Raw genomic sequence first — 17,499 nt, 5'->3', positions numbered from 1 at the left:
ATCAGATCTGCTTGAGCGCCTGTTCGAGGTCGCGGATGAGGTCGTCCGCGTCCTCAAGGCCCACGGACAGCCGCACCACGCCGTCGCTGAGCCCGATGGCGGCGCGGCCTTCGGGACCCATGGCACGGTGGGTGGTGGTGGCCGGGTGCGTGATGAGGGACTTGGCATCGCCCAGGTTGTTGGAGATGTCGATGATCCGCAGCGCGTCCAGCAGCGCAAAGGCGGCGTCCTTGCCGGAGCGGCCGTCCGTCGTGGCGAGCTCCAGGGTGAGGACGGTGCCGCCGGCCTTCATCTGCTTGGCGGCGAGCTCATACTGCGGGTGCGATTTCAGCATGGGGTACTTGACCCAGCTGACGGCAGGCTGCTGTTCGAGCCATTCGGCCAGCCGCAGCGCCGTGGCTGAGGAATGGTTCACGCGCAGGGCCATGGTTTCCAACCCCTTGGTAAGTACCCAGGCGTTGAAGGCGGACAGCGACGGGCCGGTGTGCCGCATGAGCTGCTTGACCGGCCCGTCGATGAATTCCTTGGTGCCCAGGATGGCGCCGCCCATGACCCGGCCCTGGCCGTCGATGTGCTTGGTGCCTGAGTACACAATCACGTCTGCACCGAGCTGGCCGCAGCGCTGCAGCAGGGGTGTGGCAAAGACGTTGTCGACGACGACGGTAGCGCCGGCGGCGTGCGCCAGTTCGCTGACCGCGGCGATGTCCACGATTTCCTGCATCGGGTTGGACGGCGATTCGAAGAACACTGCCGTGGTGGGCTCCGACAGGGCCGCGCGCCACTGCTCCAGGTCCGGTCCGTCGACGAATACCGTCTCAACACCCCAGCGGGGCAGGATCTCGTTCAGGATCACAAAGCAGGAGCCGAACAGTGAGCGGGCTGCCACTACGCGGTCGCCAGCGGCCAGCAGGGCACCCAGGGCGGTGAACACGGCGGACATTCCCGACGCCGTTGCGAAGCACGCCTCAGTGCCTTCGAGCAGGCGGAGCCGTTCCTGGAAGGTGGCCACGGACGGGTTGCCGTAGCGGGAGTAGACAAAGCGCTCGTCCTCGCCGGTGAAGGCGCGCTCCGCTGCGGCGGCGGACTCGTAGACGAATCCGGAGTTCAGGAACACCGGTTCGGTGGTCTCCTGGAAGTTGGTGCGGTCCAGCCCGCCGCGGACGGCCTGGGTGTCAGGGCTCCAGCCGGCGGCATCTTCGTTGAAGGTCACTTAGTTCTTTCCCAGGTTGGTTGGCAGGCCGCGGTTCTTCCAGCCGTTGACGGTGCGCTCGCCGTAGCGGTCCGGTTCGCCTTCGAAGCCCTCCAGGACGTTGTAGGAGGTGAAGCCGGCCTGCGTCGCGGCGATGGCGGCCGAGATGGAGCGCTGGCCCGAGCGGCAGATGAACAGGAGTTCGGTGCCGGTGTCCTCCGGCGCCTGCTGCCTCAGGTCGGTGAGGAACTCGGGGTTGGGAATGCCGCCAGGGAACGTCCACTGTATGAACAGGGGGTCGTTGTCGGTTGCCTTGGTGTCAGGGATGCCGATGTGCGCCCACTCACCCTCGGTGCGGACATCCACCAGGATGGCGCCCTGTTCCAGCTTGGTCCAGGCTTCCTGCGGGGTGAGGTCTCCGGCGTAGCTCACGCGTGGCCCTCGCCTTCGAACTCAAGGTCTTCCACGGCGGTGGCGACGGCGGCGTCCGCACTGGCGATGGCGGCCGGGAGGATGAGTGCCTGCGCCACAATCACCTGGCCGCCGTTGGACGTGGCAGCCGGGCTGCCATGCAGGACATAGCCTTCGGCCAGGGCGGTGGAAATCCGCTCACAGAAATTACGGTCGTCCGGGCCTGTGATGAGCCGGTACGACAGTTTTTCTTCAGGGGCAGGTGCGTCAGACACGACGGATCTCCTTCTCTCACGCTTGCAACTCGAATGTCGATATGCCGAGTATTCACCTGAGGCACCCCGCCGCGAAAGGGAGGGTTGCCGACCGGCCAGTCAGGGCTTGGCGCCGGTTCTCATTACTCCTCAAAAACGTAACACTTGGCCCGCCTGGCCGCACCGCCGCCGTCGTCATGTTCCGTAACCAACACGTGCTTCCGCGGCCGTCACCCGGACGGGACAATCAGTTCATGGGGAAATCCGGGCGGGGACTGGCTTCATTCGCTCGTTTGAGGACTGCCGCTGCATTCCTCGTACTGGCAACGGTGGCCACTGGCTTGAGTGGTTGCCGGGACGTCTTCGCGCCGCCGCCCTGCATGCCGCCCGCGTACACAGTCACGCCGTCGGAAGCCAAGCCCGGTGAGCAGGTTACGGTCAGCGCGCAGGACACCAGCTGCGATGCCCGCTACGGGCAAAACGCGCAGGTCCAGGTGACGGTGCGGGACGCCTTTGGATCGCTGATGCTGGAGGAACTCGCACCCATGAGCGACGACGGCGCGTTTACTTTCGTGTTCACCGTCCCGCCGGGCGCGGCTCCCGGCAAGGCGGCAGTGGGGGCGCACCCGTACAACCTGGATTGGTGCGACGACACCGGGGTTAACAACCGGGCCGGCGCGGGGCCCAGGACGCTTGTCCTGGTCTCGTGTGCCGAGCGCCTGGTGCCGTTGCTAATACTGGCGGGTACCGGGGCCTGAGCAGCGCCGACGCCCGTGGGGACGGGCGTCAGGCCCTGAGGATGAGGGCCTCGCCCTGGCCGCCGCCGCCGCACAAGGCCACGACGCCGATGCCGCCGCCGCGCCGTTTCAGCGCCAGGGCCTGGTGCAGGACCAGCCGTGCCCCCGATGCGCCGACGGGGTGGCCCAGCGCGATCGCCCCGCCCTCGGCGTTGATCTTCTCCGCCGAAATGCCAAGGTCCTGGGCTGACTGGATGATCACCGAGGCGAACGCTTCGTTGATTTCCACCAAGTCCAGGTCCTCCACCGAAATCCCTTCTGCGCGGAGTGCTTTTTCGATGGCGCGGGACGGCTGGGAATGCAATGAGCCGTCCGGCCCGGCTGTCTGCCCGTGGGCGCCGATCTCGGCAATCCAGGTGAGCCCCGCCCGTTCGGCGGCCGCCTTGCTGGCCACCACGACGGCGGCCGCGCCGTCGGAGAGGGGAGAGGCGGAACCTGCGGTGATGGTGGCTGAGTCTGCCGTGGAAAAGGCGGGCTTGAGCGCCGCCAGGGCCTCCGCCGTCGTGCCCGGCCGGATCCCCTCATCGGCATCGACGGTGACGGCAGGGCCGCGGCGCTGCGGGATATCCAGGGGAACGATCTCTTCGGCGAGCAGTCCTGCATTCCGCGCTGTTTCGGCCCTCTGGTGGGAGCGGGCGGCAACTTCGTCCTGCTCCCCGCGGCTGATCCCGCGCTCAGCATTGCCTGCATCGGTGGCGGCGCCCTGCAGGATTCCGGAGATGGGATCCTGGAGGGCGTCGTGGTTCAGGGAATCCACCAGCGGGGTATCGCCGATGGCCACGCCGGTGCGCAGGCGGGGCAGCAGGTGCGGGGCGTTGGTCATGGATTCCTGGCCGGCGGCCACGACGAAATCAGCCTCCCCGGCGCGGATCATCCGGGCCGCGTCGATCACGGCGGTCAGCCCGGAAAGGCAGAGTTTGTTGATGGTGACCGTGGGGACATCCCAGCCGATGCCTGCCGCCAGGCTTGCCTGCCGGGCCGGTCCCTGGCCGGCTCCTGCCTGGATGACCTGCCCCACGATTACCGCATGTACCTGCCCCGGCGCCACACCTGCGCGTTCCAGCGCATGGCGGATCGCATGTGCGCCCAGTGCGCTGGAGGAGAGGGAAGACAGGCTGCCGCGGAAACGGCCGAAAGGGGTGCGGGCACCTCCGAGGATGACGGCAGTGCGGTCCTCGTGGGCCGGGAAAGTGTTGGCCGTGGCGTCGTTGACCATGATGCTGCCTTTCGGTGGAGGCGAGGCTCGGGGCGACGTCCAGGCGCGCCCGGGGTGCTGTTTCCTCAAGCATGTCATGGGCGGTGGCGGTGCGGGAATGGAACGCAGGAAGGGCCGGGGTGGCCCCGGCCCTTCCAGTGCTGCCAGCCAGCCGATCGCCTGCGCCCGCTTCTTCGGGACCGCAGGATCTAGGCGGGATGGACGTTGTCAGGTGGCTGTTTCGGTCGTGAGGCTGTTCACGTCGCAGCCAGGTGTGGTGCCCTTGCCAGCACGGCGGCCATGAGCTCAGAGGTGGTTGCCAGGACGCGGGAGCCCCGGCACTGCGAGCAGCTGACGGCGGCCGCCAAAGTGTTCTTGCGTGCATCTAGAACCACCACCGAGTCCAACGCCAGGTAGGAATCGGTGTCACAGTCTGCGCACCAGGGCCGCCCGCCCCGTGGCTGGAAAGAATCCCGTGGCAGGTAACTGCAGAAGGGTTTCTCCATGGGGCTTAGACCAGGCCGGGGTAACTCGTCAGTATGTAATCAGCTGCTGCCGGGCCCTTCATGCGCAGGCCGTTTTGGTCGGGGTTGATCCGGCGGGACATGGCAGCCCAGAAAGTGGTTTCGGCGCGGGGGGTCTGCTGATTGAGGAAACACCAACTGGTGTAAAGGCCATACAGGGGATCGCGGGCAAGGGTGACATCAGGTTCACCGACGCACGTTGTAGCTTCGCGGAGGAATTTGTCGAACTGCGAATGTGCCATAATCGGCTTCTCTTTCGCCAGGTGCAGTTGGTGCCGCCGTTCGGCTACAGCAGCGCGAACCTCAACGCCGTGCACGTGGGCATTCAGGGTATTCGTGTGCCAGGACGGAGTCCGGACTGGCTAAGAGTTTGATTTGGCTGGCCTGTCCGCCCAGCAACGCGGTCCCTTGTCTGAAACCCGCGCCTACATTTTGCTCTACAACGTAGACTTTACGCGTAGACTACGTATTAGGCAAGCGTCTTTATTTTTCCTATCCCAGCCCGACGCTTCAACGCACAGGATGGAATCCCATGCCCTCCCCGAAGACCCCGGAGAATGAAATGGCGAGCCCTAAACCGCGCCTGAGCAGGGAACTGGTGCTCTCCGCGGCCTTGGAACTCGTGGATTCCGAGGGCCTCGACTCGCTGACTATGCGCCGCTTGGGGCAGGTGCTGGAACGCGATCCAATGAGCCTCTACCGCTACGCAGAGAACCGCGCCGCCCTGCTGGACGGGGTGTCCGAGATGGTCCTCAATGAGCTCGCTATCTTCCCGGCCGATCCCGACTGGAAGGCGCAGCTGCGCCGCATTGCCCACGACCTGCGGCTCCTGGCACTCCGCCACCCAAACGTTATTCCCCTGCTGGTGACACGGCCGCTCTCCACGCCCCTGGGCCTGCGGCCGTTGGGTACCGTGCGGCCATTGGAGCAGATCCTGGGCTTGCTGATCGACGCCGGGTTCACGCCCACGGATGCCTTGCACGTGTACCGGGCGTACTACGGCTTCCTCTACGGCCACATCCTCAACGAGCTCCAGGAGTTCATCGTGGACCCGGAGGAAAACGAGGCCCTCCTACGGCTGGGGCTGCACCGCTTGCCGGCAAAGGACTTTCCCCGGCTCCGGGCATTGGCGCCGGTGTTGGCTGATTACGACGGCGAGGCGGAACTCGACCAGGGGATCACCATTCTGCTGTCCGGGCTGGAGACCCAACTTTCCCGGGCAATCGCCGCAACACCGTGAGCTTGCGGCGCCAATGAACTCGGCAGCGCGCCGTTGTACTACTCGAATGAAGCGCGACGGCGGTCGGACAGCCTTGTGTTCCAGACGTCCGGTTTGTTGACCTTGAAACGGCGCCCGGTCAGGGCGCGCGGCGTGAGCCGTACGTAGTGGTTCTTCGCGCCCGGGTGCCAGGGCTCCAGGTTGAGGTTGTCCACGGCGGCCTTGTCTTCCGGGTCCTCGATCACTTCAATGTCGCCGCGGGCCACCACGCTCCAGGCTGTTTCTGTGTGCGGGTCATAACCATCACATTCCAGCGCTGCCGGCTTCTCCGTCAGCGCTGCCCAAAGCTTGGTAACTCCGGAGGTCCGGAACACGAGGCTCCGGCGGTCCAGCACGAAATTCACCGGAAAGATCTCAGGATGGTCGTCCACGATGACGGCGATCCGCCCCAGGGTCTCATCGGCCAGCAGTTCCCAGCACTCATCGAACGTCAATTTGTCATCAGGCACTTCGGTGGAGGTCATGGACCACACCCTACGGCTCCTGCGGCCGGTCCAAAAGGGGGTTGGGTCCGCCCGGTTGGGAGCTGCGCCCCGCTTCCGGCAGCGGCCGGTTCCGCGGGCACGGCAGGGGAACCTGCAAAAAGTCGCAGGCTCCCCGCCGCATCCGGGGGTTAGAGCGTTGAGGTGTCGATGACGAACCGGTAGCGCACGTCGGACGCCAGCACGCGTTCGTAGGCGTCGTTGATCTTGCTCGCCGGGATGACCTCGATCTCGGCGCCGAGGTTGTGTTCGGCACAGAAGTCGAGCATTTCCTGGGTCTCGCGGATGCCGCCGATCGCTGATCCGGCGAAGGAGCGCCGTCCCAGGATCAGTGAGAAGACGTTGACCGGGAGCGGCTCGGCCGGAGCGCCCACGTTCACCAGGGCCCCGTCGAGGGTCAGCAGCTGCAGGTAGGCGCTGATGTCGATCGGTGCGCTGACGGTGTTGATGATCAGGTCGAACGTGTTGGCCAGGTCCGTGAACGTGGTTTCGTCGCTTGTGGCGTAGTAGTGGTCCGCGCCGAGCTTCAGCCCGTCCTCCTGCTTTTTCAGCGACTGCGAGAGCACCGTGACCTCTGCGCCCATGGCATGCGCGAGCTTGACGGCCATGTGGCCGAGGCCGCCAAGGCCGACGACGGCGACCTTCTTACCGGGACCCGCACCCCAGTGACGCAGCGGAGAGTACGTAGTGATGCCTGCGCACAGCAGGGGAGCGGCGGCGTCGAGCTCGATCCCTTCCGGGATGGTGACCACGAAGTCCTCGGTCACCACCACGTGTGTGGAGTAGCCGCCCTGGGTGATGGTGCCGTCGCGATCCACGGCGCCGTACGTGCCGATGTTCCCGGCGAGGCAGTACTGCTCCTCGCCCTTTTGGCAGTTGACGCATTCGCGGCAGGAGTTGACCATGCAGCCCACGCCCACCCGATCGCCCACGGCGTGCTTGGTGACGGCGGAGCCGACCTCCGTGACGATGCCGGCGATTTCATGGCCGGGCGCCAGCGGGTACTGCTGGGGTCCCCAGTCGCCGCGGACGGTGTGGATATCTGAGTGGCAGATGCCGGCGAACTTGATCTCGATCAGGACGTCATGGGCGCCGACATCGCGGCGTTCAATCGTGGTGGGGATGAGGTCGCCCGTTGCGGACGGGGCAGCGTAGGCATTGGCGGTAAACATTGTTCTCCGTAAGTTGGCTATGGGATCGCTTCGTTGGGTGGAAGATATCGCTTCCTAATCAGCAAACCCTCTGGCGCAGCTCGGTGGAAGGTCCTGCTAATACAGGTACTGGCAGAGCCTCCCACGGGAACACGGGCAGCCCTCGCAGGGAAAGAGTGCGCGGCCGTCCTGGCAGACAGACAGACAGACAGACAGACAAGGCAGGCAGGCACGCAGGCAGGCCTATTGGATCCCGGCGAACAGCTCGCTCAGTTCGGCCGTCAGCTGCTTCTTGACGGCTGGCGTTCCAATTTCCTTGCCGTCAATGTGGTTCACGGGAGCAAGCAGCCGGATGCTGGAAATGAGCCAGACGGCGTCGGCATCCAGGAGGTCCTGTGGCTCCAAGGGTCCGTAGCCAAGTTCCCACCCCGCGGCTTTGGCGGCGGTGAAGAGCGCACCCTGGGATGTCCCGGCAAGAATGCCGCTATCCAGCTGCGGCGTGATGAGCCGCTTGACGGTGCGGCTGCCTGCGCCACCGCCGTCATCGGACGTTTCCACGTGCGCGAGCAGCACGGTGGAAGTGGGACCCTCCAGGACGCGTCCGTCGGAGGACGTGAAGATGACGTCGTCGGCGCCCAGTTTGTGGGCATGCCGCAACGCCGCCATGTTCACCGCGTAGGACAGGGTTTTGGCGCCCATCAGCAGCCATGGCGCGCGTTCGGCAACGCCGCTGTCATAACCGCGGTCCAGCAGGATGACGTCGATCCCGGTTTCGCGCTGGCGGCGGCTGGCGGCGCCTACGGGGGACACCTGGACCCAGCTCGTGGGGCTGGCCGCGCCCTCCACGCCGCGCGTCACCACCAGCTTCACCACGAGTTCGTCCTCCGCCGGTGAGGACGCGGGATGCTCGGTCCGGTGTTCCTCTACGGCTGTTCCGATGGCCGCGCGCCACTGGTCCTGGCCTGGAATCACCAGATCCAGTGCCTCCGCCGAACCTTCCAGCCGGTTCAAATGCGCTTGGAGCTTCCGCACTGCTCCGCCCACGGCCAGCATGGTCTCGAAAACACCGTCACCGCGCGTTGCCCCCTGGTCAGTGGCCATCAGTTGGGGCTGTGAGGCGTCGGCCAGCCGGCCGGCAGGGAACTCGGAATCCAGGAAAACGAGCACCACGGAAGCAGGAGAAGTCATGGCTCCAGCTTAGTCCGGCTGCCCGCGGCTAAGCTGTGGTCATCGCCCTGGCCGGAACCCGTCCGGAGGGCGCACACAGTCCGGGGGTTCTGAAGTGTTGTGGCCGTTTTCCCTTGCCGGCACCGTGCCGGGTTGGCTGACCCTGCTGCTGGCCGCCGCCGACCTCGTGATCCGGGTGGCGGCCCTGGGCATCATCCCCGGCAACCGGCGTCCCACCACCGCCATGGCCTGGCTGCTTGTCATCTTCTTTGTCCCCTTCGTGGGACTGGTCCTGTTCCTGCTGTTCGGCAACTTCAAGCTCTCCAGCCGCCGTCGCGAGCAGCAGGAGACCGTCAACGCCAGGGTGCGTTCGGGCATCTCCGCGCTCGCCGACGTCGAAAGTGAATACCCGGGACCGGAATGGGTCACCTCCGCCGGAGAGCTGAACCGCAGGCTGGGCTCCCTTCCCATGGTGGACGGCAACTCGGTGGACCTCATTCCCGGCTATCCGGACTCGATCCTGGCCATGACCGAGGCGGTGCGCAAAGCCAAAAAGTTCATCAACGCCGAGTTCTACATCATGAGTACGGACCACATCACCGATGACCTGCTCACCGCGATGGAAGAAGCTGCTGAGCGGGGCGTTGAAGTCCGGGTGCTTTTCGACCACATCGGCACCCTGCGGATCAAGGGCTACCGCAAGCTGCTCAAACGGCTTCGGGCAGGAAAAATCCAGTGGAAGCGCATGCTCCCGCTGTTGCCCATCCACGGCCAGTGGCGCCGGCCGGACCTGCGCAACCACCGCAAGATCATGGTGATCGACGGCGAACTCGCCTTCACTGGCTCGCAGAACCTGATCGAGCCCTCCTACAACAACCCCAAGCACCGCAAGGCGGGCCGCGAATGGGTGGAGCTGATGGCCTGCCTGCGCGGTCCCATCGTCACCACGCTCAACGTGGTCTTTGCCACCGACTGGCTCAGCGAAACCGACGAGTCCCTGGAACACCAGCTGCAGCTTCCGGCCAACCCGGCTCCCGGAAACGTCACCGCACAGGTGGTTCCCAGCGGGCCGGGGTTCATCACCGAAAACAACCTGCGGCTGTTCACCACGCTGATCTACTCCGCCCAGCACCGGATCTCCATCTGCAGCCCCTACTTCGTGCCCGACGACTCGCTGCTTTACGCCATCACGACGGCGGCGCAGCGGGGCGTGGACGTGGAACTGTTCGTCTCCGAGAAGGGGGACCAGTTCCTGGTGCACCACGCGCAGCAGTCGTACTATGAAGCGTTGCTGGAAGCTGGAGTGAAGATCTACCTCTACAGGGCTCCATTTGTGCTCCACGCCAAGCACTTCACGATCGACGACGAAGTGGCGGTCCTGGGCTCGAGCAACATGGACATGCGTTCGTTCTCGCTGAACATGGAAGTGTCCGTGATGCTCCTGGGCGCGGAAATCGTAAATGAGATGCGCGCGGTGGAGAACACCTACCGCGACATCTCCCATGAGCTCAGGCTCGAGGACTGGCTGAACCGGCCGCTCGCCGCCCGCTACATCGATAACGTCGCCAGGCTGACCGCAACTGTCCAGTAACTCCAGGTTCAGGAGTCGGGGAAGTCGGCGCCCAGCGCGGACAGCACGCCGAAGGCCTTCACCCGGATTTCGTCGTATTCCTCGTCCGGAACGGAGTCCGAGGTGATGGCACCGCCGACGCCGAGAGTGAGTTCCGCCGTCGCCGTATCACCGCTGCCGTCCCCGGCGACGGAATTGATCACCAAAGTGCGGATGGCAACGGCCAGGTCCGTGGCCCCATTCAGCGAAAAGTAGCCGATGGCCCCGGAATACAGGCCCCGCGGCCCCTGCTCCAACCGGTCCAGGATGGCCATGGTGCTGATCTTCGGGGCACCGGTCATGGACCCCGCCGGGAAGCACGCCGCCACCGCTTCGGCCCGGGGCGATCCAGGCAGCAGCTGCGCGTCGATAGTGCTGACCATTTGGTGCACAGTGGCGTAGCTTTCGATCGCGCACAGCCTGCTGACCGTGACGGATCCGGGTTCGGCGAAGTGGCTAAGGTCGTTCCGCAGCAGGTCCACGATCATGATGTTCTCTGCCCGGTCCTTGAGTGAGGTTTCCAGGTCGCGGCGCAGCTGCGCGTCCCGCGCGGGATCTGATGCCCGGCGGCGGGTGCCCTTGATCGGCTCGGCCCGCATGCCGCCGTCGGAAGCTATCTTCAGGAACCGTTCCGGCGACGTGCTGGCCACGGTCAACCCGCCAAACCGCAGGTAGCTGGCGAAAGGGGCGGGGTTCCTGCGGCGCAGGGCCAGGTAGGTGGCCCAGGGCGCGGCCTCAGCCGCAGGCACCTGTGCCGTGAGCGTGGTGGTGAGGCAGACCTCGTAGGAGTTTCCTTCCCCGATCTCGTGCTGGGCGGCCGCAATTTTGTGTTTGTAGTCGAGTTCGGTGTCGCGGCCGCTGAACACCGGTGGACGGACGACGGCGTTGCTGCCGCCGGCGGGGTCCGTCATCCCGGCGTCGTCGGGGGCTGCTTCCGGCGCTGCTGGCGGAGCCGCCGTGGCCACGGCGGCGCGTGCCGATGCGAGCCAGCTGCCTGCATCCGATGATTCGAGGGCGAGCAGCCAAACTGTGCCCTCGGCGTGGTCCAGGACAACAGCCCTTCCGGCGAAGATCAGGGCGGCATCCGGGGTTGGAGCGGCAACATCCGTGCCGCCCGTCTCGCGCTTGAGTTCGTAGCCCAGGCATCCCAGCCAGCCGAGCGCAAAGTCACCGGGATAATCGTCCGGAGTGCGGACCGCCCGGCGGCCCCAAACAGTGTCCAGCCAGCGGAAGAACGGGCCCGGCACGCGTGCGGTGGCGCTGCCGGCGGCGATGAGGCTCTCGCCTGACCGGTGCGTGACCACCTGGCCGAACACGCCGCCGTCGTCCGCGAGGATACTGAAGCGGCTGCGCTCCGCTGCCGGGGAAGGCCCAAGCGGCGGGGCGGACGGGGCGTTCGAGGAGTCCAGCCATACGGCGTTGCGCGAGCTGCCGTACAAGTCCGCGAACAGCGCGGCCGCGTCCGGCCGGCAGTCCAGCCGTTCCGTACGGAGCCTCAGGCCGCGCCTTGCGGACAGTTCGGGGACCAGCACGGTTCCCAGCGAGGGGAGGTAGGGCAGGAGCTGCAGGACATCGGTGGGCGCGGAGCCGTCTGCCTCGTTCAGGACGCGGATGTCTGCGTGGGCCGGGACGTCGTCGCCAGCAAGCCAGGCGTCTTCCTGGGCCGCCCACTGGTCCCAGAACGGCTCGTACGTTCCGCCGTCACGGTCCAGCGCCCGGGTCCGGCGGACATCGTCCGGCGAATCAGCCCAGACAACGGCATCCAGCATGAGGCGGGCTTCGGCTGCCGCGGAGCCGACTCCCTCGATGATGACGATCTCGGCGGGCAGCGTGACCCGGGTGTCGCCGTCGTAATGTTTTTCCCAGTCCCAGCTTGTCCACGTGGCACGGTCGCCGCGGCTCAGGGGGGTGAGGACCGTGGAGACGTAGCGCTCGATACCGGCGGCGAGGCCGTTCCAGCCGGGGTAGATGTCCTCCAGGTGGAAGAGCGAGACCTTGTGGTGGTTCCGGAGCCGCGCGGCCAGTTCGATGGCCAGTGTGGTTTTCCCTGCGCCGGATCGCCCGTCGACGGCGATGATCACAGGTGCGGGGGTCATGAAATAGAGCGTACCTGCTGCTCCTGCTGCCTGCTCCGGTCGCGGCTCCGGATGACGGACCGGACGTGCTCAATGATCCCCGGCAGGGCGGTCTGGATCTGGTGCCACACGACGTCGAAGTCAGCTTGGCCGCCGTACCAGGGGTCCTCGATGCCCTGGTCCAACAGGTCTTTGCTGGCTACTTTCGGGTCGAAGCTGCGCAGCATCCGCACTTTATCCATGGATTCCTGGTCCGGAGCGTTTTCGCGCAGCCAGGCGTAGTGGTCGATGTCCAGGGCGAGGATCAGGTCCCGTTCGCCGAACCAGCCGGCCTGCCACTCGCGGGCAATGTGCCGGTCGGAGGTGAGCTTCGTGGCTGCGAGCCGGCGGGCTGCCCTCGGATCGATGGGGCGCCCGGCCTCATAGCCTGTGGTCCCTGCAGAGTCCACCGTCACCTCGCCGTCAAGCCCGGACGCTTCAAGCGCCGCAGCCAGCATCAGCTCGGCCATGGGGGACCGGCAAATGTTCCCGGTGCAGACGGCAATGATCCGGTATGGGCTCGACGATGAGTTCATGGTGCTAAGCATGCGGGATACCGCCGCTCTTGGCTAGCCGGTTTTCGGCATGTTTCACGGATTCGTAAAGAGAATTGCATAAATGGTCACGATGCGGTTGCAGTGTGCTTCATTTGAACCACGATCCAGCGGTTGGTCAGTGGATCAGGGCGAGGAGAATGCCCACCGCCACGAACAAAATGCCAAAGATCCGGTTGAGGATCTGCGGTCCGCGGGCGGTGTGGGTAAATCGCTGGAACGACTTGGCAGCAGTGGCGAAGAAGAACCACATGACGAGGATGTCAATGACTACGACGGTGGCGGTCAACACCAGATACTGCGGGAGCAGCGGCTGTTCGGGCCGGATGAACTGCGGCATGAACGCAAGGAAAAAGACGATGGCCTTGGGGTTCAGCAGGTTGACCCACAGACCGCGCCGGAACATGGACCCCGCGGGCTCGTTCCCGAGCGACTCGGCCGCCTCCTGGTCGGGTTGGGGTTTGCTCAGAAACTGGCGGATGCCCAGGTACACCAGGTAGGCCGCTCCGGCGTAGCGGATCACGTTGAAGGCGACGGGGGAACTGGCCACGAGGACACCCACTCCGAGTGCAACTACCATCACGTGGATGACCAGGGCTGCCTGCTGGCCCAGGATCCCCCAGATGGAGCGGCGGAATCCTGACGTCAGGGAGTTGCTCATGGTGTTGATCGCACCGGCTCCCGGTGTGAAGCTGACCAGGACGCCGGCACCCGCGAGGGCGAGCCAAAGGGAGAATTGCACCTCCCGAGTTTAGTGCCGGTTCACCACGGGGTTGTCACGGGCTGTATTGGCGGCTCGCGGTGGCCGGAACAGGTTAAGAGCCGTATGTGGACAACGACAGCCCATGGTCCTACGCCCGGGCGATGACCTCGCCGTTCGGGATCAGGAACCAGCCGTCGTCGGTGGATCCCCAGCGGTGCCAGCCCGCCGAAATGCGCGCCAGGTCAGCGGCATTGGCAAACCCATACTCCAAGGCCTGTTCCGCGAACGCTGAATGCAGCACCCGCTCGCCCCAGACGCGGGCCTGCCACCTTCGCTGCTGCCCGGTGGCGTAGAGCCAGTTGCTGCTGGTGGGCGCAACATCGGTGAAGCCGGCGGACTGCGCCCACGAAACCAGCCGGCGTCCGGCGTCGGGCTCGGCCCCGTTGCGGCGGGCGATGCGTTGGTACAGCTCCATCCATTCGTCCAGTTCCGGGAAAGCGGGGTACCAGCTCATGCCGTGGAAGTCGGCGTCGCGCACTGCAACGATCCCGCCAGGCTTGGCGACCCGGCGCATTTCGCGCAGGGCCTCCACGGGGTCGGTAAGGTGCTGCAGCACCTGGTGGGCGTGAACGACGTCGAACGTCTCGTCCTCGAAATCGAGGTCGTAGATGTTCCCGGCCAGGAACTCCACATTTGCCACCCCGCGTTCAGCGGCCAGCGCCGAAGCCTGGGTGATGATGTCCGGCGCCCGGTCCAGGCCAGTGACCTTTCCGGGTGCCACCAGCTCCGCGAAGTCGCAGGTGATGCTCCCGGGGCCGCACCCGACGTCGAGCACTGAAGTTCCGGGGGTGAGGTGCGGAAGGACAAAGGCCGCGGAATTTTCCGCCGTCCTGGACGCATGGGCGCGGACCACCGACTCGTGGTGGCCGTGGGTGTACACGTCGTCTTCAGGCTGCTGCGCACTCATAACCAAACGCTACCGCCGCGGTAGCTCGAATGGGAGGAGCCGCCGTCGTGCCTTCACCCAACTAAGTAGCAATAGATGTCGTTTTGAGCTCTCATAACGACATCTGCTGCTACTTAGTTGGGCGAGGCGGGGGAGACTGGGCCGGGCCGCCGTTGGACGCTTCCTGGCGGGCGGCGATAGTGGCCTCCACCATCGCGGTCATAAAACGGGTCACGAGCTCCAGCTCTTCGGGCGAGAACCCGGCCATGGCCGTGCCCATGTGGCGCGAGAGCGGCATGAACATGGCTCCGCCGTCCTGGAACGCCTTGGGCGTCATGCGGAGCTGGACCTGCCGCCGGTCTGAGCCGAGCCGTTCCCGGACGACGTGTCCGGACTGGTCCAGCCGGTCGATCAGCGCGGTGGTTGCCGGTGAACTCAGGTTGAGTTCCTTGCGGAGGATGCCGGGGGTGACCACGGTGCCCTTTGCAGTGTGGCGCATGATGACGGCGAGGGCGTTGAGGTCCGTTCGATGCATGTCGTTCCGTCCGCCCGCCGTATCCACATAGCGGTTGGCCTCAAGGGTGAAGTCCTGAAGCAGGCGAACCAGTGACTGGGGGCCCGCATTTGTGGGGCGCTGGAATGCTTCGTCTGCCATGTTCCGCCTCCTTCGCTCGCCGCTTGATGCCCTGACGGATATTACTGCAGCGCAGCCCGATGAGCGGAGTCCGCCGGAGAACTTCCCTGGGTCTATATCTCCAATCCTATATCTCTCCATGGTGGAGATACTCTATGATGGAATCAATTGTACTCTTCCGTCCCCCAGCCCAGAAGGAATCATGAAATCCAGTCCCCAACACAGTGCGCGGGTCCCGTTCTGGCTGCGCTGGCTCATCCCGGTGCTCCTGGTGCTCACGTGGCTGGCCATCGCCGGAGTGGGCGGTCCCACGTTCGGCCGGCTCGACGAAGTCTCCTCGAATGACCAGGCCTCCTTCCTTCCCGCCGGTGCCGAGGCCACCGCCGCGCAGGACTGGCAAGCGAAGTTCCGCGACTCGGACGAGATCCCGGCGGTCATCGTCATCGAGAACGGCGGCGCCATCAGCCCCGCCGAACTTGGCCAGCTGGCGTCCCTGAAGACCGGGCTGGAGAAGTTGGAGCTGGGCAGTGCCGTGATCGGGCCCATCCCGTCGGAGGATGGGGAGGCCGTGCAGTTCATCGCCCCGATCGGGTCCTCCGACGAGGTCAAGGAATCGGTTCAGGAGCTGCGGGACTTCCTCGCGGACGCCGCGCCTGAGGGCATGCATACTTTCGTCACGGGGCCAGCTGGGCTGACCGCCGACCTGGTCAGTGCTTTCGCTGGCATTGACGGCATCCTGCTGCTGGTGGCACTGGGGGCTGTCTTTGTCATCCTGCTGATCGTCTACCGTTCGCTCCTCCTCCCCGTCGCAGTGCTGCTGACCTCCGTCTTCGCCCTGTGCGCCGCCATCCTGCTGGTGTTTGGCATGGCAAAGCTCGGCTGGATCCAGCTCAACGGCCAAAGCCAGGGCATCCTGTCCATCCTGGTGATCGGCGCCGCCACCGATTACGCCCTGCTCTACGTGGCACGTTTCCGGGAAGCGCTGACCCACACCACCAACAGGACTGCCGCCGTCCTGACCGCCTGGAAAGCGTCCTTCGAACCGATCCTGGCCTCCGGCGCCACCGTGATCATCGCACTGCTCTGCCTGCTCTTCTCGGACCTGAATTCCAACAAGGCACTTGGTCCCGTGGCCGCGGCTGGCATCCTCTGCTCACTCTTCGCCGCCCTGACCCTGCTGCCCGCAATGATGGCCCTCCTGGGCAGGGCCGCATTCTGGCCGTTCCGTCCCAAGCTGGTCCCGGCCGGCGAGCGCGAGCCTGCCCTGGTCACCGGCTTGGAGGGGCAGAAGGGTATTTGGCGGGCCACTGGTTCGCTGGTGTCGCGGCGCCCACGGACGGTCTGGATCGCATCAGTCATGCTGCTGCTGGTGGCTTCGGCCGGAGTGCTGCAGCTGAAGGCCAACGGCGTGCCCCAAACGGACGTCATCCTGTCAGCCTCCAACGCGGTGGACGGCCAGGACGCGCTGGCGCGCCATTTCGACGCCGGCAGCGGCAGCCCCGCCGTCGTGGTGGCGGACGAACGCAGGGCTGACGAGGTGCTGGAGAAGGTGAAGGCAGCCAACGGCGTGGGGGATGCCTACCTCCTGGCTGAAGGAAGCGTGCCGATCCTTTCCGGCCAGCCAGGTGTCCCGGGCACTCCCAGCGAGCCGGATGTCCGCGACGGGAAGGTGCTGATCAACGCCACGCTGAACTACGCGGCCGATTCCATCGAGGCCGAGGAAGCCGTCAAGGTATTGCGCGAGGACGTAAAAACGGTCGACGCCGGCGCCCTGGTGGGTGGCGTGACGGCCACCGCCCTGGACACGAACACCACCGCCCAGCGCGACCTCGTGATCATCATCCCCATCGTGCTGGTGGTCATCCTGTTCATCCTGATGCTGCTTCTCCGCTCGGTACTGGCGCCGGTCCTGCTGGTGCTCTCCGTGGTCCTGTCCTATGGGGCCGCCATGGGCGTGTCGGCCCTGGTGTTCAATAACCTGCTGGGCTTCCCGGGCGCTGACGCCACCGTGCCGCTGTTCGGCTTTGTGTTCCTGGTGGCCCTGGGCGTGGATTACAACATCTTCCTGATGAGCCGCGTGCGGGAGGAGTCCCTTAAGCATGGGACCCGGCCGGGCATCCTGCGCGGGCTTGGCGTGACCGGAGGAGTGATCACCTCGGCTGGTGTGGTGCTCGCTGCAACGTTTGCTGCCCTGGGGGTCATCCCCATCATGTTCCTCGTGCAACTGGCGTTCATTGTGGCCTTCGGCGTCCTCCTGGACACGGTCCTGGTGCGCTCGCTGTTGGTTCCGGCGCTGGCGTACGACATCGGTCCACGCATCTGTTGGCCGTCCAGGCTGGGTAAGCCGGAACTGGACGCGGCCGGCCTGCGTGGCAGTGACGCCCTGGAGCCCGAGGGCGCCGGTCGCCGTTAGGACTGCAGGGGCGCGTTGCGGCCGGCCCGGTGCGTCACGCCGGGCACGGTTTCAGGTTGGTGCGATTTCCGCGGCCC

18 protein-coding genes and 1 riboswitch are annotated in these 17,499 nt (G+C 65.7%); of the genes, 4 read left to right on the top strand and 14 right to left on the bottom strand.

Annotated features, from left to right (window positions below; translation table 11 throughout):
* Position 1: 1 nt before the first annotated feature.
* The 3 genes from ACLKOZ_RS19035 to ACLKOZ_RS19025 are packed head-to-tail and all read right to left on the bottom strand — an operon-like array spanning position 2 to position 1,875.
* Positions 2-1,210 (bottom strand): O-succinylhomoserine sulfhydrylase, encoded by a 1,209-nt coding sequence (locus ACLKOZ_RS19035; protein ID WP_337347438.1) that lies wholly within the window; start codon positions 1,208-1,210, stop codon positions 2-4.
* Positions 1,211-1,621 carry a rhodanese-like domain-containing protein gene (locus tag ACLKOZ_RS19030; protein WP_337352024.1) on the bottom strand — a complete coding sequence of 137 codons (411 nt, stop codon included), beginning with the start codon at positions 1,619-1,621 and terminating at the stop codon, positions 1,211-1,213.
* Positions 1,618-1,875, bottom strand: a complete 258-nt coding sequence (locus ACLKOZ_RS19025) for a DUF1737 domain-containing protein (RefSeq protein WP_337347436.1) — start codon at positions 1,873-1,875, stop codon at positions 1,618-1,620. The genes ACLKOZ_RS19030 and ACLKOZ_RS19025 overlap by 4 nt, the downstream gene beginning before the upstream one ends.
* 13 nt (positions 1,876-1,888) lie before the next feature.
* Positions 1,889-2,002, bottom strand: a riboswitch (SAM riboswitch).
* A gap of 106 nt (positions 2,003-2,108) precedes the next feature.
* Here ACLKOZ_RS19025 and ACLKOZ_RS19020 point away from each other — a divergent pair.
* Positions 2,109-2,612 (top strand): hypothetical protein, encoded by a 504-nt coding sequence (locus ACLKOZ_RS19020; protein WP_436477397.1) that lies wholly within the window; start codon positions 2,109-2,111, stop codon positions 2,610-2,612.
* Between the two features lie 28 nt (positions 2,613-2,640).
* On the opposite strand, the gene ACLKOZ_RS19015 is transcribed toward ACLKOZ_RS19020, so the two are convergent.
* The 3 genes from ACLKOZ_RS19015 to ACLKOZ_RS19005 all read right to left on the bottom strand — a co-directional run bounded on the left by ACLKOZ_RS19015 (position 2,641) and on the right by ACLKOZ_RS19005 (position 4,612).
* On the bottom strand, positions 2,641-3,867 hold the full coding sequence (locus ACLKOZ_RS19015) for an acetyl-CoA C-acyltransferase (RefSeq protein ID WP_436477395.1): 1,227 nt from the start codon (positions 3,865-3,867) through the stop codon (positions 2,641-2,643).
* Positions 3,868-4,103: 236 nt separating this feature from the next.
* Positions 4,104-4,352, bottom strand: coding sequence for a hypothetical protein (locus ACLKOZ_RS19010; protein ID WP_436477393.1), 249 nt, complete (start codon positions 4,350-4,352; stop codon positions 4,104-4,106).
* A 5-nt stretch (positions 4,353-4,357) separates the two neighbouring features.
* Positions 4,358-4,612: a hypothetical protein gene (locus ACLKOZ_RS19005; protein ID WP_337347432.1), complete on the bottom strand. Its 255-nt coding sequence runs from the start codon at positions 4,610-4,612 to the stop codon at positions 4,358-4,360.
* Positions 4,613-4,902: 290 nt separating this feature from the next.
* On the opposite strand from ACLKOZ_RS19005, the gene ACLKOZ_RS19000 reads away from it, so the two are divergent.
* The gene (locus tag ACLKOZ_RS19000; protein WP_436477391.1) at positions 4,903-5,610 is read left to right on the top strand and encodes a TetR/AcrR family transcriptional regulator C-terminal domain-containing protein; all 708 of its coding nucleotides are present in this window, start codon (positions 4,903-4,905) and stop codon (positions 5,608-5,610) included.
* A gap of 38 nt (positions 5,611-5,648) precedes the next feature.
* Here the strand turns inward: ACLKOZ_RS19000 and ACLKOZ_RS18995 are convergent, their stop codons facing one another.
* The 3 genes from ACLKOZ_RS18995 to ACLKOZ_RS18985 all read right to left on the bottom strand — a co-directional run bounded on the left by ACLKOZ_RS18995 (position 5,649) and on the right by ACLKOZ_RS18985 (position 8,470).
* A complete protein-coding gene (locus ACLKOZ_RS18995; protein ID WP_337347430.1) occupies positions 5,649-6,113 on the bottom strand; it encodes a pyridoxamine 5'-phosphate oxidase family protein in 465 nt (154 codons plus the stop codon).
* Between the two features lie 149 nt (positions 6,114-6,262).
* Positions 6,263-7,303 (bottom strand): NAD(P)-dependent alcohol dehydrogenase, encoded by a 1,041-nt coding sequence (locus ACLKOZ_RS18990; protein WP_436477389.1) that lies wholly within the window; start codon positions 7,301-7,303, stop codon positions 6,263-6,265.
* A 222-nt stretch (positions 7,304-7,525) separates the two neighbouring features.
* Positions 7,526-8,470, bottom strand: a complete 945-nt coding sequence (locus ACLKOZ_RS18985; protein WP_436477387.1) for an aminodeoxychorismate lyase — start codon at positions 8,468-8,470, stop codon at positions 7,526-7,528.
* Positions 8,471-8,564: 94 nt separating this feature from the next.
* On the opposite strand from ACLKOZ_RS18985, the gene cls reads away from it, so the two are divergent.
* The gene (cls, locus tag ACLKOZ_RS18980) at positions 8,565-10,040 is read left to right on the top strand and encodes a cardiolipin synthase (protein ID WP_436477385.1); all 1,476 of its coding nucleotides are present in this window, start codon (positions 8,565-8,567) and stop codon (positions 10,038-10,040) included.
* Positions 10,041-10,048: 8 nt separating this feature from the next.
* Here cls and ACLKOZ_RS18975 read toward each other — a convergent pair whose 3' ends face one another.
* The 5 genes from ACLKOZ_RS18975 to ACLKOZ_RS18955 form a co-directional block, all read right to left on the bottom strand.
* Positions 10,049-12,154 (bottom strand): chorismate-binding protein, encoded by a 2,106-nt coding sequence (locus ACLKOZ_RS18975; protein WP_436477383.1) that lies wholly within the window; start codon positions 12,152-12,154, stop codon positions 10,049-10,051.
* Positions 12,151-12,708 (bottom strand): low molecular weight protein-tyrosine-phosphatase, encoded by a 558-nt coding sequence (locus ACLKOZ_RS18970; protein WP_337347426.1) that lies wholly within the window; start codon positions 12,706-12,708, stop codon positions 12,151-12,153. Before ACLKOZ_RS18970 ends, ACLKOZ_RS18975 begins: the two co-directional genes overlap by 4 nt.
* A 136-nt stretch (positions 12,709-12,844) precedes the next feature.
* The gene (locus ACLKOZ_RS18965; RefSeq protein WP_436477381.1) at positions 12,845-13,468 is read right to left on the bottom strand and encodes a LysE family transporter; all 624 of its coding nucleotides are present in this window, start codon (positions 13,466-13,468) and stop codon (positions 12,845-12,847) included.
* 109 nt (positions 13,469-13,577) lie between these two features.
* Positions 13,578-14,396 carry a methyltransferase domain-containing protein gene (locus ACLKOZ_RS18960; RefSeq protein ID WP_436477380.1) on the bottom strand — a complete coding sequence of 273 codons (819 nt, stop codon included), beginning with the start codon at positions 14,394-14,396 and terminating at the stop codon, positions 13,578-13,580.
* A 109-nt stretch (positions 14,397-14,505) separates the two neighbouring features.
* Positions 14,506-15,030: a MarR family winged helix-turn-helix transcriptional regulator gene (locus ACLKOZ_RS18955; protein WP_436477378.1), complete on the bottom strand. Its 525-nt coding sequence runs from the start codon at positions 15,028-15,030 to the stop codon at positions 14,506-14,508.
* 181 nt (positions 15,031-15,211) lie between these two features.
* Between ACLKOZ_RS18955 and ACLKOZ_RS18950 the strand changes: the two genes are divergently transcribed.
* On the top strand, positions 15,212-17,422 hold the full coding sequence (locus ACLKOZ_RS18950; RefSeq protein WP_436477376.1) for an MMPL family transporter: 2,211 nt from the start codon (positions 15,212-15,214) through the stop codon (positions 17,420-17,422).
* Positions 17,423-17,499 lie beyond the last annotated feature (77 nt).

Origin of the sequence: Arthrobacter sp. R4 (genome assembly GCF_051365025.1) — a bacterium.
Taxonomy (GTDB): Bacteria; Actinomycetota; Actinomycetes; order Actinomycetales; family Micrococcaceae; genus Arthrobacter.
Note: the sequence above shows the minus strand (reverse complement) of the source record. Positions and strands in the feature narration are given on the sequence as shown.